The sequence below is a fragment of the Brevundimonas sp. Root1279 genome (assembly GCF_001425945.1).
GTDB lineage: Bacteria > Pseudomonadota > Alphaproteobacteria > Caulobacterales > Caulobacteraceae > Brevundimonas.
This window is the reverse complement of record NZ_LMEB01000001.1, coordinates 432,832-457,900: the sequence shown is the minus strand read 5'-3', so window position 1 is coordinate 457,900 and position 25,069 is coordinate 432,832. Positions and strand designations below refer to the sequence as shown.

The following is a 25,069-nucleotide window of genomic DNA, read 5'->3' as shown; positions in this document are numbered from 1 at the left end:
GTGACCAAAGCCTCTCAGGGCCAGAAAGGTCAAGACATGTGGGGCGGCCGCTTCTCTGCGAAGCCGGCCGACATCATGCAGGCGATCAACGTCTCTATCGGCGTGGACAGGCGTTTGTGGGCCCAGGACCTGGCCGGTTCGCGGGCGCATTGCCGCATGCTGGCGGCGCGGCAAATCATTTCCCAGGCCGACGCCGACGCCATCCTCGGCGGACTGGACGCCATCGAGGCCGAGATCCTGGACGGCAGCTTCCCGTTCCGCGACCAGTTCGAGGACATCCACATGAATGTGGAGGCCCGGCTGGCGGAGCTGATCGGCGAACCGTCGGGCCGGCTGCACACCGCGCGCAGCCGCAATGACCAGGTGGCCACCGACTTCCGCCTCTGGGTGCGCGACGCCTGCGACCGCGCCGGCGAGCAACTGAAGGGCCTGCAGGCCGCCCTGCTGGTTCGCGCCGAGCAGCACGCCGGCGACCTGATGCCGGGCTTCACCCATCTGCAGCCAGCCCAGCCGGTGACCTTCGGCCACCACCTGATGGCCTATGTCGAGATGTTCGGCCGCGACGCCTCGCGCTTCGCCGACGCCCGGACCCGCATGAACGAGAACCCGCTGGGCGCCGCCGCCCTGGCCGGTTCGCCCTTCCCCATCGACCGCCACGCCACCGCCGAGGCCCTCGGCTTCGACCGGCCGATGGGCAATTCGCTGGACGCCGTCTCCGACCGTGATTTCGCCCTCGAGAGCCTGGCCGCCGCCTCGATCGCGGCCGGCCACCTGTCGCGCCTGGCCGAGGAGATCGTAGTCTGGATGACGCCGCAGTTCGGCTTCGTCACCCTCCCCGACGACCTGACCACCGGCTCGTCGATCATGCCGCAGAAGCGCAACCCCGACGCCGCCGAACTGGTCCGCGCCAAGACCGGCCGCATCATGGGTTCGCTGGTCGCCCTGTCGACGGTGATGAAGGGCCTGCCGCTGGCCTATTCGAAGGACATGCAGGAGGACAAGCCGCCGGTGTTCGAGGCCTTCGACGCCCTGACCCTGGCGCTGGGCGCCATGACCGCCATGGTCTCGGCCCTTCAGCCGAACACGGAGCGCATGCGCGCCGCGGCCGGTTCGGGCTTCTCGACCGCCACGGACCTGGCCGACTGGCTGGTGCGCGAGCTGAACCTGCCGTTCCGCAAGGCGCACCACGTCACCGGCGCGGCGGTGAAGCGCGCCGAGAGCCTGGGCGTGGACCTGTCGCAACTGCCGTTGGAAGAATTGCAGTCCCTGCATCCCGGCGTGACGGAAGGGGTGTACAAGGTGCTGACACCTGAGGCTTCCTGCGCCAGTCGGCAAAGCTTCGGGGGCACCGCGCCGGATCAGGTCCGTGCGCGTATCGCCGAATGGAAGACCCGTCTCGCTTGAGGAGAGCCAGGATGAAAAAGTTCGTTCTCGTGGGCGCGGTCGCCCTGATCGCGGCAACCGCCGCCGGCTGCGGCCGCATGGCTGACCTCGAGGCCCCGCCGACCAAGCAGACCGAGCGGAGCATTCCGCAGGTGACGCAGGGTTCGCGCGCCCCCGGGCCGACCGAGCCGGCCACCGTCAACCGCCCGCCGAGCCAGCAGCCGATCGACGGCGCCAGCTCCAATCCGTTCGACGGCCCCGGCTCCAGCCCCCGCTAGGTTTTCTTTGCACCATTTTGATCGGATCGACGGCGCGCTCCATGCCGAGGGCGTGTCGCTGGAAGCCCTCGCGGAAGCGGTCGGCACGCCGGCCTATGTCTACTCGTCCGCCACCCTGACCCGGCACTACGGCCTGCTTCGCGCGGCGCTGGACCAGCATGCGGGCGCCCTGGGCGAGGGGCTGATCGCCTTTGCGGTCAAGGCCAACTCCAATCTTTCGGTCCTGGCCACCCTGGCCCAGCTGGGCTGCGGGGCGGACACCGTCTCCGAGGGCGAGATCCGCCGCGCGCTGGCGGCGGGCATTCCGGCCGGCCGGATCATCTTCTCCGGCGTCGGCAAGAGCGACGCCGAGCTGGCCTTCGCCGTCGAGACCGGAGTGCGCCAGATCAACGTCGAGAGCGGCGCCGAGCTGGACCGGCTGATCGCCGTCGCCGCGGACCGGCACGCCGCCCCGGCCATCGCCATCCGCGTCAATCCGAAGATCGGCGCCGGCGGCCACGCCCGCATCACCACCGGCGGCGCGACCGACAAGTTCGGCGTGCCGATCGAGGAAGCCTACGACCTCTACGCCCGCGCCTCGGCCTCGCCGCACCTGACCCCCGTCGGCCTGGCCTGCCACATCGGCAGCCAGATCACGACGCTGGAGCCCATGGAGACGGCTTTCCGCACCCTGCGGGAGATGACCGAGACCCTGCGCGCCCAGGGCCATTCGGTGACCCGCCTCGACCTCGGCGGCGGCCTGGGCGTGCCCTATCACGGCCAGACCGACCTGCCCTCGATCGCCGACTACGCCGCCATGTGCGCCCGCGTGCTGGACGGCCTGGACGTCGAGGCGGCCTTCGAGCCCGGCCGGCTGCTGGCCGCCAACGCCGGGGTGCTGCTGAGCCGGGTGATCCAGGTCAACGAACGGGCCGACGGCCGTCGCTTCCTGGTGCTGGACGCGGGCATGAACGACCTGATGCGCCCGGCCCTGTACGACGCCTTCCACGACCTGGTCCCGGTGCGCCTCCGCGAGGGCGAGCCCGCCCCCTACGACCTGGTCGGCCCGATCTGCGAGTCCACCGACGTCTTCGCCCGCGAGCGGATGCTGCCGCCGATCCAGGCCGGCGATCTGGTCGCCTTCATGAGCGCCGGCGCCTACGGGGCGGTGCTTTCGAGCGAGTACAATTCCCGGCCGCTGGTCCCGGAAGTGCTGGTCAACGGCGACCAGGTCGCTGTGGTGCGCCCCCGGCCGAGCTACGCGGAAATGTGGGCGCGCGAACCGAAGGCGGACTGGCTCTAGGGGCCAGGTTTTAGGGGCCCGGGGCGCGCCTTTGCGGCCGGGCCTCCCTAGAACCTAGCCCCTAGAACCCAGCACCTTAGTCGAGCGCGCACACGTCCGGCAGGCCGCGCAGCGCGCCCGCGTGATCCAGCCCATAGCCGACCAGGAACCGGTTCGGCGCCTCCCAGCCGACGAAGTCGGGCTCAGGCGCGCGCGGCAGCGGCCAGGGCTTCTTGGCGAAGACGACGGTCAGCACCTCGGACGCGCCGCCCTCCCTGGCGATGCGCACCGCCTCGGCCAGGGACAGGCCAGTGTCGAAGACGTCGTCGACGATCAGCACCTTGCGGCCGGCGATCGGGCGCTGGAACGGGGCGTAGACGTCGATCTTGCCGCGGCTGTTCTGCTCGTCGCCGTAGGAGGCCAGCCACAGGGCGTCGAAGCGGACGTTGCGGCCGATGCGCGACAGGGCGCGGGTCAGGTCGGCGGCGAACCACAGGCCGCCGGTCAGCAGCACGGCGGCGACGGTCTCGTCGTCGGTGACGGGGGCGATCTGGCGGGCCAGGTCGGCGACGATGCGCGCGACCTCGGCTTCAGGGAGGAGGACGGTCGGTTGCGGTGCGTCGGCCATGAAAGGCGGATACCGCCTAGGACGTCGCCGAGTCGAGAGAGACCGGCACGGCGTCGATCGGCTCGAGGGCCATCCGGGCGCCGGGACGCTCCGCCGAGGCGGGCCGCAGGTCGGTGATCTCGGCCTTGGGCAGGGAGCGATGCGAAGCCGGGGCGGCCGGGGCGGCCGGCACGGCCTCCTGCGGCTCCTGGCGTTTACGCGTGGCGGCGCGCGCGGCCGGCGCGGCCTGCTCCAGCACGAAGTCGACGCCGACGCCCTGGCCGCGGCCGCCGGGGTCGGCGATCAGGGCGGCGAAGCCCTGCACCTTGCCGGGCAGGACCGGGGCGGCGTCGATGCGCACCACGGCGTGGCCGATCTCGGCCCCGTGGGCGTCGAGCAGGGCGACACGCACCGGCGGGGCGATGCGTTCGTCGTCGCGGACGTTCCGGAGGGCGCCCGAGACCAGCACCTTGCCCGGGTCGTTCGGGGCGGCCCGGGCGGAGACGGCCTCGAACTCCAGGCCGGTGGGGTTCACGGTCAGGCCGACGGCGGCATAGGCGGCGGCGGTGCGGGGCGCGGTCTCGACCACCTCGATGCGGAACACCCAGGCGGCGACGAGCAGGATGGCGAAGGCCGAGGCCAGGCCGGCCCAGACCGCGCCGTGCGTGGCGGCGCGGCGCAGGCGGCGCTGCTGCTCGGCGCGGGCGCGGAAGGCGCGCGGCAACTCGGGCGCGGGCGTCTCGGCGAGGGATTCGGCGACGGGCTCGTCGCGACGGCCGAACGACGGCGTCTCGACCGGGGCAGGAGCCGTGGCCGAGAGCTCCAGGGGCTCGTCGAGGGTCGCGCGCCAGGTGTGCTTGCAGTTCTTGCAACGCACGGTACGGCCGCCCGGGCCGATCGCCTCATCGGGAGTGAAATAGCTGGTGGCGCAGGACGGACAGGTCAGTATCATGTGCGCCGACTGAGAGGCTTTTCGCCCCCTCCTGTCGCGGCCCGCAGCCGCGTCCTGACCCAGAATATATGTCCGTTAACGCCCGTCGCGCCACCGAATCCGCTTCCGCGACCGCCCCCGTCCGCCTGTCGGGCGTCGGTTTCGGCTACGCGGACCGGCCCGGCGTGCTGCGGGACGTTAACCTCACTTTGCCAGCCGGCTCTTTCCACTTTCTTACCGGGCCTTCCGGGGCCGGAAAGTCGACCCTGCTGAAGCTGCTTACCCTGGTGGAACGGCCGACCGAGGGAATGGTTGAGCTGTTCGGCGAGGACGCGGGCGATGCGCCGCGCGCCGCCCTGCCCGACTTCCGCCGGCGAATGGGGGTGGTGTTCCAGGAATTCCGCCTGCTCGACCACCTGTCGGCCTTCGACAACGTCGCCCTGCCGCTCCGCCTGGCCCGCCACAAGCGTGAGGCCTGGGCCGAAGAGGTCGAAGAGATGCTGGAGTGGGTCGGGCTGGCCGACCGCCTGAACGACAAGCCCCCGATCCTGTCCGGCGGCGAGAAGCAGCGGCTGGCCATCGCCCGCGCCGTCGTCACGGGCCCTGAGCTGATCATCGCCGACGAGCCGACCGGCAGCGTCGACGCCGCCATGGGCGAGCGGCTGCTGAAGCTGTTCCAGACCCTCAACAAACTGGGCACGACCGTGCTCATCGCCACCCATGACGAGGCCCTGGCCCAGCGCTCGGGCGCCGGCGTGCTGCGCCTCGAAGGCGGGCGGCTCAAGGGCGGCGCCGCATGATCCAGCGGCTGTTCGCCAATCGCCTGGCCCCGATCCTGCCGCGCGACGCCGGCGGCGAGCCGTGGCTGGCCTCGGTCATCGCCGTACTGTGCTTCCTCGCCTGCCTCGCCGCCGTCGGGGCCGCCGCCGCCGACCGCGCCGCCCACGGCTGGGCCCGCGAGCTGCGGTCCGAAGCGACGGTCCAGGTCCGCCCGCGCGTCGGCGAGACCGGGGCCGAGGCGGCCGCCCGCGCCGCCCAGGCCCTGGCCTCGGTCACCGGCGTTGAGGAGGCCGCGGCCATGGACCGCGAGACCGCCGAGGCCCTGCTGCGCCCCTGGGTCGGCGACGCCGTCCTGCCCGACCTGCCCCTGCCCCACCTGGTCACCGTCCGCCTCGACCGCGAGGCGCCGGCCAGCGCCGTGACCCTGAGCCGCGCCCTGGCCCAGGCGGGCGTGGACGCCACCATCGACGACCACAGCCTGTGGCGGCGGGAGGTGGAACGTTCGGCCAGCCTGCTGACCGTCCTCGCGGGCGCCGCCTTCCTGCTGACCGCAGCCGCCGCGGCCGCCGCCATCGCCTACGCCGTGCGCGCCGGGATGGCCGCCCAGGACGGGATCATCGAGACCCTCAGCCTGAACGGCGCCTCGGACGGCCGCATCGCCGGCCTCTATCAGGTCCGCTACGGCCTGCTGGCGGCGGGCGCCGGGGCCGCCGGCGGCGCGGCGGCCATGGCCCTGGTCGCGGGCGTCCGCTTCCTCGGCGGCAGCGAGGGGCTGACCCCCGCCCTGCCGGTGACATGGAGCGACGTCATCATGCTCTCGCCATCGCCGCTGCTGGCGGCTACGGTGGCGCTTGTCGTGGCGCGGATCACCGTGCTGGCGCGCATGAAGGGGCATCGATAGGTTAAGGCCATGAAGTTTCTAACCTTCATCGCCATTGTGGTCCTGATCTGGCTGGTGGGGCTGTTCGCCTTCGCCGACCGGGTGAGGGGCTATACGCCCGCGCCGGAGCCCGCGCGCGCGGACGCCATCGTGGCCCTGACCGGCCCGTCGGCCGAGCGCGTCAACGCCGCCATCCGCCTGCTGGAGCAGGACAAGGGCGAACGGGTGCTGATCTCGGGCGTCAACCGCGAGGTCCGCCGCCAGGAGCTGCGCGCCCTGACCCCGGGCTCGAATCGCCTGTTCAACTGCTGCGTCGACCTGGGCTTCGAGGCCGAGGACACCATCGGCAACGCCCAGGAGATCGCCGCCTGGGCCCGGGCCAAGGACTACGACAGCCTGATCGTGGTCACCTCGGACTACCACATGCCGCGCGCCCTGACCGAGATCCGGGCCGCCGCTCCGGGCGTGACCCTGACCCCCTATGCGGTCGAGACCCCGTCGCTGGACGACTCGCGCTGGTGGCGCGCCGCCGTCACCGCGCGGCGCATGACCCTCGAATACATGAAGTACCTCGCGGCCCTGGGCCGGGCCGTGGTCGGCAAGGTCGCCGGCGACAAGCCCGCCGCCGCCCCTGACGCCGCTCCCGCCCCAGAGGCCCAAGGGCGAACCAAGGCCGCCTGACGTGACCACCCTGCGTTCCCTCGTTTTCGTGCTGTGGCTCTATCTGTCCATGGCCCTGTTCGCCGTCGGCCTGTCGCCGGCGCTGCTGATGCCCTACGGCGCCGCCATGTGGGTGATCCGCAACTGGGCCCGCTTCGTCCTGTTCGGCCTGCGCTGGATCGCCGGGATCAAGGTCGAGTTCCGCGGGCTCGAGCATCGCCCGACCGGCCCGACCCTGATGGCCGGCAAGCACCAGAGCATGCTGGACATCGTCGCCCCGTTCGCGGTGCTGCCGGACAACTGCTTCATCATGAAGAAGGAGCTGATGCCCCTGCCCTTCATCGGCTGGTTCGCCTGGAAGACCAAGATGATCGCCGTCGACCGCTCGGCCCATTCGAAGGCCCTGAAGGACATGGTCAAACAGGCCCGCGCCCGCTTCGCCGAGGGCCGCCAGATCCTGATCTTCCCGGAGGGCACCCGCGCACCCGTCGGCGCCGCCCCCGACTACAAGCCGGGCATCGCCGCCCTGTACCGCGACCTCGACTGCCCCTGCACCCCGATCGCCACCAACTCCGGCGTCCACTGGCCCGCCCACGGCTTCCGCCGCGAGCCCGGCCTGGTGGTGTTCGAATTCCTGCCCGCCATCCCCGCCGGCCTGAAGCGGGCCGAGTTCATGGCCACGCTGGAAGAGCGGATCGAGACGGCTTCGGACGCGATGCTGGCCGGGCGGGCGTGAGCGGCCCCACCGTCGTCGTCCGGCAATCGGGACAGCACCTGGCCTTCTTCATCGGCATGACGACCCTCTTTGCCCTGCTCGCCCTCTGGGTCGTCCAACGTCCACTGATCGAAGCCTATCCCGCCGGGCTTTTCGTGGTCGCGATCTTCGCGGTCGTAGGGCTGCATATCTTCACCTCCCGGCTCGTCCTGACCGGCGCCGTTCTCTCTGCGAGGCGATACGGACTGACGATCTGGAGCGTGATGGTGGACCAGGCCGCGTTCCACCGGACCGAGGACGACGCAGGATGGCTGGTGATTGAGGTGCGGAAGGCCGGCCGCACACTGGGGTCGATGCGCCGCCGGCATTTCGAGCCTCGGGCGTTCGACCGCCTCCTGGACCATCTCGCCCTCCGCTGACGCTTCACCCCTCGCTTCGCCCCGCGTAGTCTCCGCGCGCCCTCACAGGAGACCGCGACATGCCCGAATCCGTGAAGTCCTTCCTCGAAGCCGCCAACGCCGCCGTGCCGCGCATCTCCGTCGACGAGGCGCGCAGCCTGGTCGCCGAGCGCGACGCCCTGCTGCTCGACGTCCGCGACCCGGCCGAGATCGCCGCCTCGGGCAAGCTGGCCGGGGCGGTGAACGTGCCCCGCGGCATGCTGGAGTTCCGCGCCGACCCGGACGCGCCCGCCCATCTGGCCGACCTGCGCAAGGACCGGCCGGTGGTGGTCTACTGCGCCTCGGGCGGCCGCTCGGCCCTGGCCGGACAGACGCTGCAGGCCATGGGCTACGGCGAGGTGCTGAACCTCGGCGGCTTCAAGGACGCCAGCGCGGCGGGCTACGAGGTCGAGACGGCTCAGTAGGTCTCGTCGAAGGTCCAGCCGGACAGGGCGATCATCGTCAGCCCGAAGTCGCGGATCGGGTCGCCGTCCTGCGGGGTCCATCGCTGGGTGAAGTGGTACCGGCCGCCGCCGCTGCCTTCAACGATCCACCGCGCACCGTCTAGTCCCCCGCGACAGGCCTGCAGCGGCGCAGCCGCGGCGGTGCGCCAGACGGATTCCAAGCGGACGATCTCCTTGGCGGACAGCGTCCGCTTGATCTCGCAGCCCTTGCCGTCCGGGGTGCAGGCCGCACCGCCGACATCACGCTTGCCGGTCAGGACGGCAGCGCCGTCGGCTGCGGTGTCGACCCGGATCACCGCATCGGGATGGAAGCTGCGCAGCCAGGTGAACCGGAGGGTTCGCGCGTCGCTCGTCGCCGCGGGATAAAGGGGCCTTTCGCGGAGGACTCTCAGGTCGCTAGCGAACCAGTCCGCCTCGAACTCGGACAGCACGTCGACCGAGTACGGAGCGTAACCCGGCTCTGGCGGGGGGCAGTCGAGGGCCTGGCTTTGCAGCGCCTTCGGGAAATAGGGCTCGGCGCTCTCGCCGAGAAAGCCGGTGAAGACCGCCCCGGCCACGGCGAGCGCCACAAGTGGAAATGCAGCTCTCAGCATCAGCCCCTCCGAACCACGGCCAAGCTGACACGGAATTCGAGGACGAATTATGGCTAACGTAGGCTGTCCCACGCCAGCGCGTGCACCTTGTCCCGACCGAGCGCCGCGGCCAGCGGTGCGTCCTCGAACAGGCCGGCGATGGCCGGGTCCTTCACGTCGAGCCCGCCGGTGAAGGCCCCGAAGGCCGGAAGCACCGCGCGGCGGCCGTCGGTCACGAAGCACGGACGGCGGACGCTGCGACCATAGGCGGCGACGCGGGCGGCGGGGTGCAGGTGGCCTGCGACCTCCCCGGCCTGGGGCTGGCCTTGCGGCTCATGGATCAGGTTCAGCGACCCGAGCTGCATCGTCTCGACGATGTCGCCAGGCAGGTCGTCGAGCGCCCCGGCGAGGGCGCGGATGTCGTGGTTGCCCTCCAGCCAGACCCAGTCGCGGCCCTGGGCCAGTCGGTCCAGCCGGGCCCGATCGTCCGGGGCCATCCGCCCGATCGACTTCGAGTCATGGAAGCTGTCGCCGAGCAGGATGACCGACGCCGGCTGCAGCGCCTCGATCTCGGCCTCCAGCCGGTCGAGGGTGGCGCGGCTGTCGTAGGGCGGCAGCAGTTGGCCGCGAGCAGCGAAGGCCGAGCCCTTCTCCAGGTGCAGGTCGGCGGCGACCAGGGCCCTGTGATTGATCACCCACAGGGCGCCCGAGCAGCGCAGCACGCAGGGCTCGCCCTCGATCTGCACGCGCAGGCCGCCGCAGGGGTGGCGGGCGGGCGACAGGGCCAGGCGCACCGCGGCGTTCACTGGGCCGCTCCCATCAGGGCGGGCGGGGCGTCGCTCATCACCTCGGCGATCAGGTCGGCCTCGTCGAAGCCATAGGCCGAGGCGTCGAGGATCATCTCCGCCGCCTGGCCGCCGCCGACCCGCTCGCGGCCGATCTGGACCAGCACCGGCACGCAGAAGGGTGAGGGCCGCTCCAGATGGACATGGCGGATCGCGCCCTGGATCCGCATCAGCATCTGGCCGAGCCGGGCGACGTCCAGCATGCCCGAGGCGGCGTCGGCCCGGGCGGTCTTGAGCAGCAGGTGGTCGGGCTGGTGGCGGCGGAGCACGTCGTAGATCAGGTCGGTCGAGAAGGTCACCTGCCGGCCGCTCTTCTCGGCGCCCGGCTGGCGGCGCTCGATCAAGCCGGAGATGAGGGCGCAATTGCGGAAGGTGCGCTTCATCATGAAGCTCTCGTCGAGCCAGGTCTCCAGGTCGTCGCCCAGCATGTCCGGCTCGAACAGGGCGCCGAGGTCGAGGCCGTCCATCGGCCGGATCGACCAGATGGCCAGGGAATAGTCGGTGCAGACGAAGCCCAGCGGCCCGACGCCGAGCCGGTCCAGCCGCCGGGTGAGCAGCATGGCCAGGGTCGTGTGGGCCAGCGAGCCCTCGAACGGATAGGCGACCATGAAATGCCGCGCCCCCCGCGGGAAGGTCTCGACCAGCATGGTGTCCGCCGCCGGGATGACCGAGCGCGTCTCCTGCAGCTCCAGCCACTCCTGAACGTCGGGCGGCAGGACGCGCCAGTGGTCGCGATCCTGGACCATGGCCCGCACCCGGTCGGCCAGCGACGTCGACATGGGGAATTTCGACCCGCCCCACGACGGGATCTTGGGGTCCTTGTCCTGGGCGTGGCTGACCAGGGCGTCCATGCCCGCGATGCCCTGGAAGGCCCAGACCTGGCCGGCGAAGATGAAGGTGTCGCCCGGCGTCATCTGCTCGAAATAGCTCTCCTCCGCCTCGCCGACCTTGCGCCCTCCGACCAGGGCCTTCCCGCCGGCCCGGCGCGAGGCGACCCGGACGTTCAGCGTGGCGGCCGCCACGATGGTCCCGACGTTCATGCGATGACGCTGGGCCGTCGCCGCATTGCGGACCTTCCAGCGCCCCTGCCGGTCGCGGACGATGCGGGCGAACCGGTCATAGGTGCGCAGCGCATAGCCGCCGGTGGCGACGAAATCGACGACCTCCTCGAACTGCTCCCAGCTCAGGCCCCGGTAGGGACCGCAGCCGGTGATCTCGGCGAACAGATCCTCCATTCGGAACGGCTCGGAGCAGGCGCAGCCGAGGACATGCTGGGCCAGGGTGTCGAGCGTGCCGGTGTGCACCGGCTCCCAGTCGAAGGCGTTCTCGGCCACCGCCTCGCGCGCCGCCTGGCACTCCAGCATCTCGAACCGGCTGGCCGGGACCATCAGGGCGCGCGACGGCTCGTCGAGCCGGTGGTTGGCCCGGCCGATCCGCTGCACCAGCCGCGAGGCCCCCTTGGGCGCGGCCAGCTGAATGACCAGGTCGACGTCGCCCCAGTCGATGCCGAGATCCAGCGTCGAAGTGCAGACCACCGCCCTCAGGTCGCCCCGCGCCATGGCCGCCTCAACCTTGCGCCTCTGCTCGGCCGCCAGCGAGCCGTGGTGCAGGCCGATCGGCAGGTTGTCGTCGTTGATGGTCCACAGCGACTGGAACACGAACTCGGCCTGCCAGCGCGTGTTGACGAAGATCAGCGTCATGCCCGAGCGCTTGATGGCCTCATAGACCTCCGGAATGGCGTGCTGGCCCGTGTGCCCCGCCCAGGGCACGTGGCCCTCGGAGACCAGGACGTCGACGACGGGAGGGGCGCCGGGATCGCCCTTCACGATCCGCACCCCTTCTCCCCCGAGGGGAGAAGGATCAGGGCTGAGCCAGTCCGCGATCATCCCCGGATCGTCGACCGTCGCCGACAGCGCCACCCGCCGCATCGCCGGCGCGAACTGCTCCAGCCGACCGAGGCCCAGCGACAGCAGATCCCCCCGCTTGCCGCTCCAGATCGCATGCACCTCGTCCAGCACGACGCATTTCAGGTCGGCGAAATAGGCGCGGGCGCCGTCCCAGGCGCAGAACAGGGCCAGTTGCTCCGGCGTGGTCAGCAGGATGTCCGGGGGGAAGTCGCGCTGGCGCTGCTTCTTCGACTGCTTCGTATCCCCGGTGCGGCTCTCGACGTGGATGTTCAGCCCGATCTCGCGGATCGGGGTCATCAGGTTGCGCTCCACGTCGGTGGTCAGGGCCTTGAGCGGCGACAGATACAGGGTGTGCACGCCCGAGCCCGGCCCGGTCGCCGGCTTGGGCCCGCGCTCGGCCAGCTCGACCAGCGACGGCAGGAAGCCGGCCAGGGTCTTGCCCCCGCCGGTGGGGGCGACGAGCAGGGCGTGCGAGCCGGCCTCGGCCGCCGAGATCATCTCCAGCTGGTGACGCCGCGGCGCCCAGCCGCGCGAGGCGAACCAGTCGGCGAAGAGGGGCGGAAGCTTTGCGGGAACGGCGGTCGTCACGGATGGCCTATAACATGTTCCCGTTCCGTTTCACCTGCCGCGGCGACGTTGTCGCGAGCGGACGCGCGGCGGTATCATCGCTCGTCCAAAGAGGTCCGCCATGTCCCCGACCGTTCAGGCCTTCTTCCACGACGGCACCAATACGGTGACCTATCTGGTCAGCGATCCGGCGACGGGCGACGCGGCCATCATCGATCCCGTGCTCGACTATGACGCCGCGACCGAAGCGATCTCGACCACCGCCATGGACAAGGTCATCGCCGCCCTGCGCGGCCACGACCTGAACCTGAAATGGATCCTCGACACCCACGCCCACGCCGACCACCTGTCCGCCGCCGATCGCCTGCGCAGCGAGACCGGCGCCCCGATCGGCGTCGGCCGGCGCATCGTCGAGGTGCAGGAGACCTTCGCTCAACGCTTCGACCAGCCGACCCCCGAGCCGGACGTCTTCGACCGCCGCTTCGACGACGGCGAGCGCTTCGACCTGGGCGAGCTGGAGGTCGAGGTGATGCACACCCCGGGCCACACCCCGGCCTGCGTCAGCTACCGCATCGGCGACGCGGTCTTCGTCGGCGACACCCTGTTCATGCCCGACTTCGGCACCGCCCGCGCCGACTTCCCCGGCGGCGACGCCACCACCCTGTACCGCTCGATCCAGCGCCTGCTCGCCCTGCCCGGCGAGACCCGCGTCTTCGTCGGCCACGACTACCTGCCCAAGGAGGGCCGCGACCACTTCGCCTGGGAGACCACGATCGCCGCCGAGCGCGACGGAAACATCCATGTCGGCGGCGGCAAGCTCGAAGCCGACTTCGTCGCCATGCGCAGCGCGCGGGACGCGACCCTGCCGCCGCCGAAGCTGCTGGAGCCGGCGCTGCGGGCGAACATCAAGGCGGGGTCGTTGGATTGACGCCTGGTCCGCCCGTTCGATCCACCCCGTCGTTGCATCTTGGTGGATTCCGACCTTTGATCGGGTGAATGGGGCAACATCTTCGATTAATCTGCGGCGCAGCGTTGGCAGTCGCGTTGGGCGGCTCCGCCCAACACGCGAATGGATCAATCGCGTTCAAGCGTCCCCCGCCCGACAGCGCGACCACCTATCAAGAAGCCCCATTCAGCCCGGCTGAAGTGGAGGCCGTCGGGAGATCTGACCACGACCGACCAGAACCGGCGGCAAACTCTTTGGCTAGATCAGACTTGGCGGCCCAGTGGACCATGGTCGCGGTCGCCGGTCTCCAGCTGTTACTCACGCTCGGCGGACTGCTCTACATTCGATGGACTCTGATTGAGACCAGAAGGGCGGTGAGTGAATCTGCCAAAGCAACTGACGCAGCAAGAGACGCAGTCAAGGTCACACGGGATTCAGCCCTAGCGCAGCTTCGAGCCTACATTCATGTCGGTTCGCTTCGCGTGGTGGACATGCGCCCCGGTCAAATTCCTAAAGCCCAGTTTGTAACGAAGAATGCTGGCCAGACCCCTGCGCACGCTGTGATCACCCGTATGGTGTTCTTTACCGATCCCGATCCAACTCAGACGAAATTGCATGGCCTCCATGTTCCGCTCGAAGTTTCGCGTGCCACGTTTGGAGCAGGCCAAGAAGCCTGGATAGATTTCCCAGATACTGGCGAGCCGTTGACCCAAGATCAGATCAATGGGTTCGAGACAGGCAAGTGGGGTTTCGGGCTTGCGGGCTATATCTCCTACCGCGACATATTCGGGCGATTTCGTCGGACGATTTTTCGCGGATACGTTCGCGGCGAAAAGATACGAGACGGCGAGGTACGTCTGACCGTGGCAAACAAACACGTTCGAGCCAGTTAGCACTGACCTCCCTTTGATACTGACAGGCAGTTCGTTCCCGTTCCGTTTCCCCGTAGGACCCGCTATCTAGGGCCCGTGTCCGTCGACTCCCTCACCGCCTCCGCCAGCCTGACCGGCGCCGAGCCCTGGCTCGTGCTGCCGCCGGCGCTGGCCGTGCCCCCGGGCGCGGGGGCGATCTGCGACGACGAGGGCGCGCGCAAGATCGGCCGCGGCGCCGCCGAGGGGGCCTTCACCACCGCGCCCGCGCTGGTCGCCCACGCCTCGCTGACCGCGCGTCGGCTGGGCCTCGCGCCGCCGCCGCGTTCGAACGAGATGCTGGACGTGCTGGAGCTGTTCGCCTTCGTGCGCCCGGCCCGGTTCTGCGCCCCCTCCCCGACCGGCCTGGCCCTGGCCATGGGGCTGGAGGAGCCGAAGGGGGCCGAGGCCCAGGCGACCGCCCTGCGCGCCGCCGCCGACGGACTGCTGCGCGAGCTGTCCGATCCGGCCTATCCGCATCGAGAGGACGCCTACACCCTCAACGAGACCCTGGCCCGGGCGGGCTGGAGCTGGGCCTGGCGGGTCTCGGGCGCCCTGCAGCACCACCCGCTGCGCGCCCGCCAGCACCGCGGCTCGGGCATGGACGTCTGGTCGCGCCTGGCCGAGTGGGAGGACGAAGCGCCGCGCGGCGAGGCCGGTTCGGCGCCGGTGGACTCCGAGAGCGCCCGCATCCGGCTGGAGAAGCTGCTGCAGGCCTCAGGCCTGGACGAGACCCGCCCGACCCAATCCGACTACGCCGCCGAGGCCGCCTACGCCTTCTCGCCGCGCAACGAGGAGGGCCGTCCGCGCGTCCTGCTGGCCGAGGCGGGCACGGGCACCGGCAAGACCCTGGGCTATCTGGCGCCGGCCAGCCTGTGGGCCGAGCGCAACCAGGGGGCCGCCTGGGTCTCGACCTACACCCGCGCCCTGCAGCGCCAGATCGATCGCGAGAGCGCCAGCCTCTGGCCCGATCCGGTCGAGCGCAAGAGGAAGGCCGTGGTCCGCAAGGGACGCGAGAACTATCTCTGCCTGCTGAACCTGCAGGAGATGGTGCAGGCGGCCCAGCTGGGGAACGGCGACGTCATCGGCCTGGCCCTGGCCGGGCGCTGGGCCCTGCATAGCCGCGACGGCGACATGACCGGCGGCGACTATCCCGGCTGGCTGCCCGGCCTGTTCGCCACCGCCTCGAGCCACCAGGCCAGCGCCGCCAACCTGGTCGACCGGCGCGGCGAATGCGTCCACGCCGCCTGCCCCCACTACCGCACCTGTTTCGTCGAGAAGACCATCCGGGCCAGCCGCCGCGCCGACCTGGTCGTGGCCAACCACGCCCTGGTCATGACCCAGGCCGCCTTCGACGGCGCCCGCTCGGCCCGCGGCCTGAAGCAGGACGGCGAGACGGCCGCCCTCAAGCGCATCGTCTTCGACGAGGGCCACCACCTGTTCGACGCCGCCGACAGCGCCTTCTCGGCCTGCCTGTCGGGCCAGGAGGCGGCGGAGCTGCGCCGCTGGATCCGCGGCCCCGAGGGGCGCGGCCGGCGCGGGCGCGGGCTGGAGCAGCGCCTCGGCGACCTGTGCGCCGACAACGAAGCGGCGCGCAAAGCCCTGCAGGACGCCATGCACGCGGCGGCCCAGCTGCCCGGCGAGGGCGTCTCGGGCCGCGTCGCCCCGGCCTCGGGCGAGGTCAATCCGATCGGGCCGATCGAGCGCTTCCTCGTGGCCGCGCTGGAGCAACTCCGTGCAAGGACGAGCGAGGGGTCGTCGCCCGGCGGCATCGAGTTCGGCATGGAGTGCAGCCTGCGCCCGGTCACCGACCCGGTGCTCGAGGCGGCGCGCGAGGCGGCCAAGGCCCTGGCCGGCATCGAGGCCCCGCTGCTGGCCCTGTCGCGGCACCTGGAGGACATCCTCGACGACGAGTCCGTCGAGCTGGACGGATCGTCGCGGGCGCGGATCGAAGGGGCCCTGCGCGGCCTGGACCGCCGGGCGCGGATGACGCTGCCGGGTTGGCGCTCGATGCTGGCGGCGCTGGACAGCGACACCGGCGAGGCCGACCCCGACTTCGTCGACTGGCTCAGCGCCGAGGCCGCCTTCGGCCGCATCCACGACGTCGCCCTGCGCCGCCACTGGATCGACCCGACCGTGCCGCTGGAGGCCGCCGTGGTCATGCCCTCGCACGGGGTGCTGGTGACCTCGGCCACCCTGTCCGATCCGATGTCGGACGATCCCTTCGACCTTGCCCGGATGCGCACCGGCGCGGCGCGGCTGATCGAGCCGGCGCGGACCCTGAAGGTCGAGAGTCCGTTCGACTACGCCGCCAACAGCCGGGTCATCGTCGTCAACGATCTGGTCAAGGACGACCCGCGCCAGATCGCGGCGGCGATGCGCGAGCTGTTTCTGGCCGCGGGCGGTGGGGGCCTGGGCCTGTTCACCGCCATCCGCCGGCTGAAGACGGTCTACGAACGGCTCGGCCCCGACCTCGCGAAACACGGCATCCCGCTCTACGCCCAGCACGTCGATCCCCTCGAGGTCGGCGCCCTGGTCGACGTCTTCCGCGCCGAGCAGGACAGCTGTTTGCTCGGCACCGACGCGGTCCGCGATGGCGTCGACGTGCCGGGCCGATCGTTGCGCATCCTCGCCTTCGACCGGGTGCCGTGGCCGCGTCCGGACCTGCTGCACAAGGCGCGCCGGGCCCGCTTCGGCGGCGAAGGCGCGTCGGGCCGCGGCTATGACGACGCCCTGGCCCGCGCCCGCATGGCCCAGGCCTTCGGGCGGCTGATCCGGCGCGGCGACGACAAGGGCGTCTTCGTCATGCTGGACGCCGCCTGCCCCACCCGCCTGTTCGCCAGCCTGCCGCCGGGAACCGAGGTGATCCGAATGGGGTTGGCGGAAGCCGTCGAGCTTGTTGGCGCGTTCCTCAAGGCGGACTAGACGGAGTAGGCCATGACCGAAGCGCCCTATCGCCACTCCCGCCGCGGACTGATCATCCCCTTCGCCATCTTCGGCGTGCTGCTGGCCGCCTGGACCGGCTGGTGGTTCTTCCTGGCCCACAAGATCGAGCAGCAGCTGGACGTCCAGGTCGCCGCCCTGCGCGCCGACGGCTGGACCGTCAGCCACGAGCCGGCGAGCATCCGCGGCTGGCCCTTCCGCACCCGCGTCGCCCTGCCCAACGCCGACATCCGCGCCCCCTCGGGGCACGGCGTGGCCGCCCCTGAGCTGGTGGCCGAGGCCAACAGCTGGAACCCGACCCACTGGGTCGTCGTCGCCCCCGAGGGCCTGACCCTGACCCGCGCCGAGAAGGGCCGCGTGCTGGTGCGCGGACAGGGCCTGCGCTTCAGCGTCAACAACCTGAGCGCCCGCTTCCCGACCGTGCGCATCGACCTGGCGAAGCCGACCTTCGAGCCCCTGCCGGGTTCGGAGCCCTTCCCGATCGCGGCCGCCGAGCGGATCCAGCTGGAGGCCCAGGCGCATCGGGCGAACCCGGCCGCGGACGCCGTCGACATGGTCTTCAACCTGCAGGACGCGACCGGCCGGGCCGGCGGTCCGGTCGAAGGCGCCACCCAGCGCGGCCGCCTGACCCTCCAGTTCGAGACCACCCTCGATCGCGCCAGCGCTCTGCGGGGCGCCGACGACGCCGGCGTCTTCTCGGCCTGGACCGACCAGGGCGGGCGGTTCACCGCCGTGAAGGGCCGCATCCAGGCCGGCCAGAGCTCCGCCCTGATCACCAGCGACGCCCTGTCGGCGCAACAAGACGGTCGGCTTCAGGGCCAGGTGGTTCTGACGGCCGAACAGCCACTGGCGGCCATCTCCGGCCTCGCCGCCTCGCGCTCGGGCGCCGTCAACCGCCTCGGCGCGGCCGGCGCCGCGGCCGCCGCTGCGGCCAGCGGCGACCGCACCCGCTCGATGGTCATCATCTTCCGCGACGGCCGCACCTGGCTCGGCCCCTTCGCCCTCGCCCCCGCGCCGAAACTGTTCTGATGCTGCAAGAACCGCCTGCCGACGCCGCGAGGCTCGCCCTCGATCGCGCCGTGGCCCAGGCCGTGCGCGCGCGCCTGTCCGCCGGACCGCGCGGACGGCCCGACGCCGACGCCATCGCCGTGCGCGAGGCCCTGGCCGGGCTGAGCCCCGCCGAGGCCGCCGCCATCCGCTCGGTGCTGGGACGCATCGACGCGGCCCATGGCGCGCCTCTGGTCGTCTGGGGCCCGGCCAGCCAGGTGCTGGCCGCCGACCGCTTCGGCCTCTCGGCCCGGATGGCGGCCAAGCCCGAGGCGGCGCTGGCCGCCGTGCGCAACGGCTCGCGCGCCCTGCTGGACCTGACCCCGACCTCGGCCTGGTGGGGCCGGCTGCTGGCCGAGCCGGACCTGCGCGTCGTCGCCGCCCTGCCCGACCACGGCGCCGGCCACCCGCGCGTGCTGATGGTTCAGCGCGCCGATCCCGGCCCGACCGGCGACGACCGCACCTTCTGGGCCACCGACAGCACGCTGTCCGACGCGCGCATCGTCTCGATCCTGAGCACCGCCGGCCTGGCCGCCAGTCCGCTCGCATCGGCGGGCGGGTTGAAGCTGTTCGTGCTGGCGGGCTATGTGCAGGCCCTGGACGGGCGGCTTCACGGCGCGCCCGGCGACCTGACCGGCGTCATCGGCGCCGCGCCCGTATTCTGAGAGACATCGATGACCGATTTCCCGCAGCCGAAGCCCGGCATCCTCGACATCGCGCCCTACGTCGGCGGCAAGTCGAAGATCGACGGCGTGGCCGAGCCCATGAAGCTGTCCTCGAACGAGAACATGCTCGGCGCCGGCGCCAAGGCGCGCGAGGCCTATGAGGCCGCGGTCCGCAACATCCACATCTATCCGGACGGCCGCGCCACCAAGCTGCGTACGGCGGTCGCGGACCACCACGGCCTGGAGCCCGAGCGGCTGATCTTCGGCAACGGCTCGGACGAAGTCTTCGCCCTGCTGAACCAGACTTATCTGACCCCGGGCGACAACATCGTCACCGGCCAGTACGGCTTCCTGGCCTACCGCATCAGCGCCCTGGCCAACCAGGCGACGGTCAAGCTGGCCCCCGAGCCGCAGTTCAAGGCCACGCCGGAGGCCCTGCTGGCCGAGGTCGATGAGCGCACCCGCATCGTCTACGTCTCCAGCCCGTCCAACCCGACCGGCAGCTACAACACCGCCGACGAGATCCGCCGCCTGCACGAGGGGCTGCGCCCCGACATCCTGCTGGTCATCGACGAGGCCTATGCCGAATACGTCACCGAGGCCGACTGGGAGACGAGCTTCGAGCTGGCCCGCGGCAGCGACAACATCGTCGTCACCCGCACCTTCTCGAAGATTCATGGCCTCGGCGGCCTGCGCATCGGCTTCGGCTATGCGCCGCTGAAGGTGGCCGAGGCGGTCGACCGCATCCGCCTGCCGTTCAACGTCTCGGTGCCCGGCATCGAGGCGGCCGTGGCGGCGCTGGGCGACGAGGCGCACCAGAAGGCCTCGCGCGACCTGATCCAGACCTGGCGCCCGCGCCTGACGCAGGCCATCCGCGGCTTCGGCTTCGACGTCCTGCCCAGCGCCGGCAATTTCGTGCTGGTCCGCTTCACCGACGAGAAGCGCCCGGCCTCGGCCGCCAACGACTATCTGAACGCGAAGGGCGTCATCGTCCGCCCGGTCGGCGGATACGGCCTGCATGACTGCCTGCGCATCACCGTCGGCACCGAGGATCAGAACCGCGCGGTGATCGACGCCCTCAGCGAGTTCGCGGCGCGCTAGACCCCGACGGCCCCACAACGGTCGCGGGCGCACTGCAGGTAGCAGGCCTGCCAGGCTGCGCCGCCGCCGGGGTTGGTGGCGTAGCAGCGGTACTGGCACTCCAGGTAGCAGAGACTATTTCTCTGCACCGGGGCCTGCGACGCAGAGGCGGCGGTCATCATCACGGCGGCGCCGAGGATGGCGGCGTTGTACAGTTTGCGCATTGTGGAACCCTCCATAGCCTTGACCGTAAGTTCGCCTGAGAGGCGAGGGTTCCAGACATTCGTCGTTAACTCGGGCGGATCGTGCTGAACGAAATCCTAACCGGTAACAGTGTCAGGTCCGGCGGAAGATCCGGCTCGCGCCCCAGCCGGTGAAGGCCGCCAACAGCACGCACAGGACGCCGTAGGTCCACGGCCGTCGGTGGGCGAATTCGAAGATGTCACGCTCGATCCCGACCTTCTCCACGGTCAGGGTCAGGTTGGAGACAGAGACCGGCGCGCCCTCCTGGAACAGCCAGACCTCGGCGTAGTACTGGCCGGTCGGCGCCACCGCCGGCAGCTCCAGCTCGGCCCGGAACAGGCCGCGGTCGACGAACTCCACCCCGTCCGGATCGGTGTTGTAGAGCTGCGCCGCCTCGCGCAGGCGGATCACCGCCCGGCGCCAGTCGAGATAGTCCTCGCCCAGCCGGCTGATGACCACGTCCCGCACCCCGTAGCGGGTGACGGTGCGGCTCTCCTCGGGGGCGTTGATGCGCAGGTGATCGACGCCGACGCCGAGCCGGCGTAGCTGGCCGAAGTCGGCGATGTCCCCCAGCGGCCGCGTCGAGGCGGTCATGTAGAAGCCGGGCGCGCCCTCGAACAGCACCGGCCGGCTGTTCAACCAGACGCCGGTGTTGCGGGTCTTCTTGACCAGACGCACCGGGGCGTCGGGGCCGCGCACCACGACCACGACGTCGGCAGGGGTGTCGGTCGGATTGAACACCGCCCCGAACAGCACGATGGAGGCGCCGCGGAAGCTGGAGTCGACCTTGACCCTTGCGTCGGTGAGGGCGGCGGCGACGCGCACGTCCTGTTCGGTGGCCGCCGAACGTTCCGGCGGCGGCGCGGCGATGGCCGGCGCCTCGATGGCGGGCATGGGGGGCGGCAGGGCCTGGATCATTGGCCGACCCCCGGCGCGAGGGCGAACAGGTCGGACGGTCGGACGAACATCTCCAGGCCCATGTAGATGCCGACCAGCAGCACGATCATGCCCAGCAGGGCGCGCAGCTCCTCGGCCCGGAAGCGGCCGGACAGGCGGGCGCCGTACTGGGCCCCGACCACGCCGCCGAGGAGCAGGATGGTCGACAGCACGATGTCGACGGTCTGGTTGCGGCCGGCCTGCAGGATGGTCGTCACCGCCGTGGTGATGATGATCTGGAACAGGCTGGTGCCGACCACCACCCCCGCCTTCATGCGCAGCACGTACAGCATGGCCGGGACCAGGATGAACCCGCCGCCGACCCCCATGATCGCCGACAGGACGCCGGCGAAGACCCCCAGGGCGACCGGCGGAATGGCGCTGATGTAGAGCCCCGAGCGGGGGAAACGCATCTTCAGCGGCAGGCCGTAGAGCCACAGCGGGCGACGGCGCTCCTTGTGCGGGGCCACCTCGCCGCGCACGCGGCGCAGGATCTGGCCCAGGCTCTCGTAGAGCATCAGGGTGCCGATGGCGCCCAGGAAGATCAGATAGGAAAAGGCCACCGCCAGGTCGGCCTGGCCAAGCAGGCGCAGGTAGCGAAACAGCTCGACCCCGAGCAGGGCGCCGAGAACCCCGCCGACCGCCATGACCCCGCCCATGCGGTAGTCGACGGCTTTCTGGCTGGTGTAGCTGATCACGCCCGAGGTCGAGGAGGCCACGACGTGGCTGGCCTGGCTGGCCACCGCCACCGACGGCGGGATGCCCAGGAAGATCAGCACCGGGGCCATCAGGAAGCCGCCGCCGATGCCGAACAGTCCGGACACGAATCCGACCGTCGCTCCCAGCAGAACCAGGAGCGGCCAGTTCACCGAAACCTCGGCGATCGGCAGATAGATATCCAAAGGACGCGCCTTCGGCTGGAACTGAGGCTAGGCGCCGGAAAGGCGACGGTTGATTTGTCCTAGACGCAACCGGCGGTCGTGGCCACCCGATGCGCCAGAAAGGCTACGCCGGCGTCAGGCCAGCGGTTCGACGGTGAATTTGCCCGCCGCGGCCCGGGCCTTGGTGCGGTCCGCGGCGGGCAAGGTCGCCCGGAGGCGATCCACGCCTGCCTGGGCTTCGGCGTCGCCCGCGCGCGCCGCGATCAGATACCATTTGAAGGCCTCGACCGGGTCCGCCGGAATGCCGTCGCTGCCGCGCTCATAGACCACGGCGACGTTGTACTGGCTGTCGGTCACCCCGACTTCGGCGGCCTTCAGCAGCCAGGCCAGTCCTTGGACCTTGTCGGCCGGCAGGCCATCGGCGCCGGCGTACAGGTCCAGGCCGTAGGTGTGCATGCCCAGCGGATCGCCGCCTTCAGCGGACAGACGCAGCAGGCGAGCGGACTCGGCGGCGTCCGGCTTCACGCCGAAGTCGCCCGTTTCGTAGAGCGACGACAGATAGCGCTGGGCCGCCGGATGGCCGAGCTCGACCGCTTCCTTCAGCAGCACGACCCCGGCCGGGTCCGCGCCGTCGAACTTGGCGACCGCCTGGCGGTAGAGGTCTCCGGCGCGTCCCTGGTCGACGGGCTGGGCGTCGGTGACGGCCAATGCGGCGATCGGCTGGCCCGCGATCGGCTGGGCCATGACCTCGCCGTCGACCATGGCGCCGACATCGACCCCGGTCAGCTCGCCGAAGGCGAAGGCGCCGCCGGCGGTGAGCAGGATGGCGACCGAGGAGGCGCCGAGCGCCTTGCGCACGGTGTCGCCGTTCTTGGCCTGTTTATCGAGCCGTTCCTGCAGGGCGGACTTGCCGCCGCGCTTGAGGCCGAAACCGGTGCGGGCGGGCGGCTCCTCGTTCGGCGACATGGCGGCGCGGGCGGCATCGATGGCCTGGCGCGTCGACGAGGCCCGGCCTTGCGCCGCGGCGGCGCGCAGGGCGCGCTGGTCGACGAAGTCGGTCTCGCCGGCGAAGTCGTCGTGGTCGCCGTCGAAGGCTTCGGGCGCGGTGGCGGCCAGCGCATCCGAAACGTCAGCGCCGCCAAAGCCCTGGCCGAACCCGGCCGGGGTCTGGATCGGCTGCTGAACCGACAGCGGGGTCGACAACGGGGCCGGCTGCCCCGGAGGCGCGAAGACCTGGGGCGGCGGGGCGGCGGCCTCGGCCACCGGCTCGACGCGGCTGCCGAAGGGCGCATCCGGTCCGGGAGCGCCACGGCCGCGCATGACGGCGTCGAACACGGCGTCAGGCGTCAGCACTTCACCCGAGACCGGGCCGGACGCGGAACCGGAGGCGGGCGCCGGCTCCGGCGCGAACACGCGGGGCTCGGGATCCGGCGGGGCCAGGTCCGCCGACCAGGCCTGCTGGGCGGCGAACTCGGGGTCGTCGAACACCGGATCGATGAAGGGCCCGTCGGGGAAGGCGGTGTCCGGGAAGGCCGCGGCGCGCCAGTCCGGCTGGACCGGCGCGGGGGCCGGCGCCGGAGCGGCGGGCGCGCTCGGCTCGGCGCGGCGGCCGATGCTGTCGCGGGCCTCGGCGATCAGGGCGGCGGTGCGCTCCTCCGACATCCGCATGCGCTCGGCCAGCTCGCCCGAGGCGCGGTCGTAGCGCTGCTCGGCGCGGTTCGAGCTGTCGGCCAGGCGCCGGCCGATGTCCTCGAGCGCCAGGGCCGAGCGCCGCTCGGACTCGGCGATGCGTTCGCTCAGGCGATCGGAGATGCGGGTGATCTCGCCGCCCAGCTTCTCCAGCGCCAGGGCGTGGCGATCGTCGGCCGCGACCATGCGCTGCTCGATGCCCTGGGCGAAGCGGCCCATGTCGGACTCGACCTGGCGGCTCAGCTGCTCGAAGCGGGCCGGAGCCTCGGTCTCGATGGCGCCGACGCGGTTGTTCAGGTTCTCGGCGATGCGCAGGACCTCGCGGCCCATGGCCTCGACGGCCTTGGCCGAGCGTTCCTCGGACGCCTTCACCGACTCGCCGATGGTCAGCAGGGCTCGCTCGATGCGGTCCATCCGGCCTTCCGTCTCGGCGGTGTCGAGGCGGCGGATCATCTCGGCGCGGTTGGCCTCGACCGAGCGGCTCAGGGTCTCGGCCAGCTTCTCGAAGCGGGCGGCCTCGCGCGCGCCCTCGGGCTCGACGCGCGACTCGGCGGCGCGCAGGCGCTGGTCCAGGCCGGCGAAGGACCGCTCGAGCGAACGCAGGGCTTCCGTGGTGCGGGTCTGGGCGGCGTCGAGACGCTGACCGACCTGGGCCAGCAGCTCGCTGCCGGCGCCGGGGCCTGCCGCCTTCTCGATCGACTCCATGCGCTGACGCAGGTCGTTGATGCCGGTGCGCTGGCGCTCCTCGATGTCGTAGAGGCGGCCGGCCAGGGTCCCCAGGCTGGTGTCGATCTTGCCGAAGGTCTCGAGCGTCTGCGGCCCGACCTCGTTCTCGAATTTGCGCAGGCGGCGGTGCCCCTCGCGGAGCTCCTCGGCCATGTCGTCGAGGCGGCGGCCCGACGTGCGGCCGTTCTGGTCCTGGTCGTCGAGCCGGCGGACGATGCCCGAGACGGCCTGGTCGACGCCCTGGATGGCCACGGTCGAGCGGCGCTCGGCGGCTTCCAGCCGACCGGCGATGGCGTCGATCGAGGCGGCGAGTCGGTGCAGCAGGTCCTCGCCAGGACCATAGGCGTCATCCAGACGGCGCGAGCGCGTGCGGCGTTCGTAGCTGTCGGACGCATGCGGACGGCGGGTCAGGGGGACGACGCCCTCCTCCTCGGTTCCGTCTTCCATGATCATGGAATTGAGCCACTCGCCCAGCGTCATGCCGGAGCGGCGGGCGAGGTCCTTGGCGATCTCGCGCGCACGGGGTTCGATCCCCTTTACGCTCCATGGCGCGGCTGCGCTCACTGATTCGCCTCCCGACCTTTGACTCGACGCTACCCATCCAAATCAGGGGTGTAAACGTGCCGTTAACCCCAAGATGTAGGGGGCTGCCCAGGTTCCTGTGGACAGCCCAACTTCACCGCGAACGAGTCTCACGCCGCGTCGGTTAACGCGTGCT

Annotated in this window: 24 protein-coding genes; 15 read left to right on the top strand and 9 right to left on the bottom strand. The window is 71.2% G+C overall.

Annotation, left to right across the window (positions count from 1 at the left end; genetic code table 11):
- Positions 1 to 36: 36 nt before the first annotated feature.
- The 3 genes from argH to lysA are packed head-to-tail and all read left to right on the top strand — an operon-like array spanning position 37 to position 2,943.
- Entirely contained in the window at positions 37 to 1,404 is a 1,368-nt protein-coding gene (gene argH / locus ASC65_RS02205) for an argininosuccinate lyase (protein ID WP_056448854.1), read from the top strand.
- 11 nt (positions 1,405 to 1,415) lie between these two features.
- A complete protein-coding gene (locus tag ASC65_RS02200; protein ID WP_056448852.1) occupies positions 1,416 to 1,661 on the top strand; it encodes a hypothetical protein in 246 nt (81 codons plus the stop codon).
- Positions 1,662 to 1,668: 7 nt separating this feature from the next.
- Positions 1,669 to 2,943 (top strand): diaminopimelate decarboxylase, encoded by a 1,275-nt coding sequence (gene lysA / locus ASC65_RS02195; protein WP_056448849.1) that lies wholly within the window; start codon positions 1,669 to 1,671, stop codon positions 2,941 to 2,943.
- A gap of 76 nt (positions 2,944 to 3,019) precedes the next feature.
- Here lysA and ASC65_RS02190 read toward each other — a convergent pair whose 3' ends face one another.
- Both ASC65_RS02190 and ASC65_RS02185 read right to left on the bottom strand, forming a co-directional pair.
- Positions 3,020 to 3,550 carry a phosphoribosyltransferase gene (locus tag ASC65_RS02190; protein ID WP_056448846.1) on the bottom strand — a complete coding sequence of 177 codons (531 nt, stop codon included), beginning with the start codon at positions 3,548 to 3,550 and terminating at the stop codon, positions 3,020 to 3,022.
- Positions 3,551 to 3,566: 16 nt separating this feature from the next.
- Positions 3,567 to 4,481, bottom strand: a complete 915-nt coding sequence (locus ASC65_RS02185; RefSeq protein ID WP_056448843.1) for an MJ0042-type zinc finger domain-containing protein — start codon at positions 4,479 to 4,481, stop codon at positions 3,567 to 3,569.
- A gap of 68 nt (positions 4,482 to 4,549) precedes the next feature.
- Between ASC65_RS02185 and ASC65_RS02180 the strand changes: the two genes are divergently transcribed.
- The 6 genes from ASC65_RS02180 to ASC65_RS02155 are packed head-to-tail and all read left to right on the top strand — an operon-like array spanning position 4,550 to position 8,357.
- On the top strand, positions 4,550 to 5,260 hold the full coding sequence (locus tag ASC65_RS02180) for a cell division ATP-binding protein FtsE (protein ID WP_056448840.1): 711 nt from the start codon (positions 4,550 to 4,552) through the stop codon (positions 5,258 to 5,260).
- Complete coding sequence (locus ASC65_RS02175) at positions 5,257 to 6,141, top strand: hypothetical protein (RefSeq protein WP_056448837.1); 885 nt, start codon at positions 5,257 to 5,259, stop codon at positions 6,139 to 6,141. The genes ASC65_RS02180 and ASC65_RS02175 overlap by 4 nt, the downstream gene beginning before the upstream one ends.
- A 9-nt stretch (positions 6,142 to 6,150) precedes the next feature.
- Positions 6,151 to 6,801 (top strand): YdcF family protein, encoded by a 651-nt coding sequence (locus tag ASC65_RS02170; RefSeq protein WP_056448834.1) that lies wholly within the window; start codon positions 6,151 to 6,153, stop codon positions 6,799 to 6,801.
- A 1-nt stretch (position 6,802) separates the two neighbouring features.
- A complete protein-coding gene (locus ASC65_RS02165) occupies positions 6,803 to 7,516 on the top strand; it encodes a lysophospholipid acyltransferase family protein (RefSeq protein WP_056448831.1) in 714 nt (237 codons plus the stop codon).
- Positions 7,513 to 7,914 (top strand): hypothetical protein, encoded by a 402-nt coding sequence (locus tag ASC65_RS02160; RefSeq protein ID WP_056448828.1) that lies wholly within the window; start codon positions 7,513 to 7,515, stop codon positions 7,912 to 7,914. The genes ASC65_RS02165 and ASC65_RS02160 overlap by 4 nt, the downstream gene beginning before the upstream one ends.
- 59 nt (positions 7,915 to 7,973) lie before the next feature.
- Positions 7,974 to 8,357, top strand: coding sequence for a rhodanese-like domain-containing protein (locus tag ASC65_RS02155; protein WP_056448825.1), 384 nt, complete (start codon positions 7,974 to 7,976; stop codon positions 8,355 to 8,357).
- Here ASC65_RS02155 and ASC65_RS02150 read toward each other — a convergent pair.
- The 3 genes from ASC65_RS02150 to ASC65_RS02140 are packed head-to-tail and all read right to left on the bottom strand — an operon-like array spanning position 8,351 to position 12,308.
- Entirely contained in the window at positions 8,351 to 8,989 is a 639-nt protein-coding gene (locus ASC65_RS02150; protein WP_156459518.1) for a hypothetical protein, read from the bottom strand. The genes ASC65_RS02155 and ASC65_RS02150 overlap by 7 nt on opposite strands.
- Positions 8,990 to 9,042: 53 nt before the next feature.
- Entirely contained in the window at positions 9,043 to 9,774 is a 732-nt protein-coding gene (gene pdeM / locus ASC65_RS02145; protein ID WP_082525834.1) for a ligase-associated DNA damage response endonuclease PdeM, read from the bottom strand.
- Positions 9,771 to 12,308: a ligase-associated DNA damage response DEXH box helicase gene (locus tag ASC65_RS02140; RefSeq protein WP_056448820.1), complete on the bottom strand. Its 2,538-nt coding sequence runs from the start codon at positions 12,306 to 12,308 to the stop codon at positions 9,771 to 9,773. The genes pdeM and ASC65_RS02140 overlap by 4 nt, the downstream gene beginning before the upstream one ends.
- A gap of 100 nt (positions 12,309 to 12,408) precedes the next feature.
- Between ASC65_RS02140 and ASC65_RS02135 the strand changes: the two genes are divergently transcribed.
- From ASC65_RS02135 to hisC, 6 genes are all read left to right on the top strand, one after another.
- Positions 12,409 to 13,215 (top strand): MBL fold metallo-hydrolase, encoded by an 807-nt coding sequence (locus tag ASC65_RS02135; RefSeq protein ID WP_056448818.1) that lies wholly within the window; start codon positions 12,409 to 12,411, stop codon positions 13,213 to 13,215.
- Positions 13,216 to 13,502: 287 nt separating this feature from the next.
- Positions 13,503 to 14,126 (top strand): hypothetical protein, encoded by a 624-nt coding sequence (locus ASC65_RS16980; RefSeq protein ID WP_156459517.1) that lies wholly within the window; start codon positions 13,503 to 13,505, stop codon positions 14,124 to 14,126.
- A gap of 75 nt (positions 14,127 to 14,201) precedes the next feature.
- Entirely contained in the window at positions 14,202 to 17,066 is a 2,865-nt protein-coding gene (locus ASC65_RS02130; RefSeq protein WP_056448815.1) for an ATP-dependent DNA helicase, read from the top strand.
- A gap of 12 nt (positions 17,067 to 17,078) precedes the next feature.
- Positions 17,079 to 18,113, top strand: a complete 1,035-nt coding sequence (locus ASC65_RS02125) for a DUF2125 domain-containing protein (RefSeq protein WP_056448812.1) — start codon at positions 17,079 to 17,081, stop codon at positions 18,111 to 18,113.
- The gene (locus ASC65_RS02120; protein WP_056448809.1) at positions 18,113 to 18,796 is read left to right on the top strand and encodes a hypothetical protein; all 684 of its coding nucleotides are present in this window, start codon (positions 18,113 to 18,115) and stop codon (positions 18,794 to 18,796) included. The genes ASC65_RS02125 and ASC65_RS02120 overlap by 1 nt, the downstream gene beginning before the upstream one ends.
- 9 nt (positions 18,797 to 18,805) lie before the next feature.
- On the top strand, positions 18,806 to 19,897 hold the full coding sequence (gene hisC / locus ASC65_RS02115; protein ID WP_056448806.1) for a histidinol-phosphate transaminase: 1,092 nt from the start codon (positions 18,806 to 18,808) through the stop codon (positions 19,895 to 19,897).
- Here the strand turns inward: hisC and ASC65_RS02110 are convergent.
- The 4 genes from ASC65_RS02110 to ASC65_RS02095 form a co-directional block, all read right to left on the bottom strand.
- A complete protein-coding gene (locus tag ASC65_RS02110) occupies positions 19,894 to 20,100 on the bottom strand; it encodes a hypothetical protein (RefSeq protein ID WP_156459516.1) in 207 nt (68 codons plus the stop codon). The two genes, hisC and ASC65_RS02110, sit on opposite strands and share 4 nt — an antisense overlap.
- 112 nt (positions 20,101 to 20,212) lie before the next feature.
- Entirely contained in the window at positions 20,213 to 21,037 is an 825-nt protein-coding gene (locus tag ASC65_RS02105; RefSeq protein WP_056448800.1) for a TIGR02186 family protein, read from the bottom strand.
- Positions 21,034 to 21,957 carry a sulfite exporter TauE/SafE family protein gene (locus ASC65_RS02100; RefSeq protein ID WP_056448797.1) on the bottom strand — a complete coding sequence of 308 codons (924 nt, stop codon included), beginning with the start codon at positions 21,955 to 21,957 and terminating at the stop codon, positions 21,034 to 21,036. The genes ASC65_RS02105 and ASC65_RS02100 overlap by 4 nt, the downstream gene beginning before the upstream one ends.
- A gap of 114 nt (positions 21,958 to 22,071) precedes the next feature.
- On the bottom strand, positions 22,072 to 24,915 hold the full coding sequence (locus ASC65_RS02095) for a hypothetical protein (protein ID WP_235561368.1): 2,844 nt from the start codon (positions 24,913 to 24,915) through the stop codon (positions 22,072 to 22,074).
- Between the last annotated feature and the right edge of the window lie 154 nt (positions 24,916 to 25,069).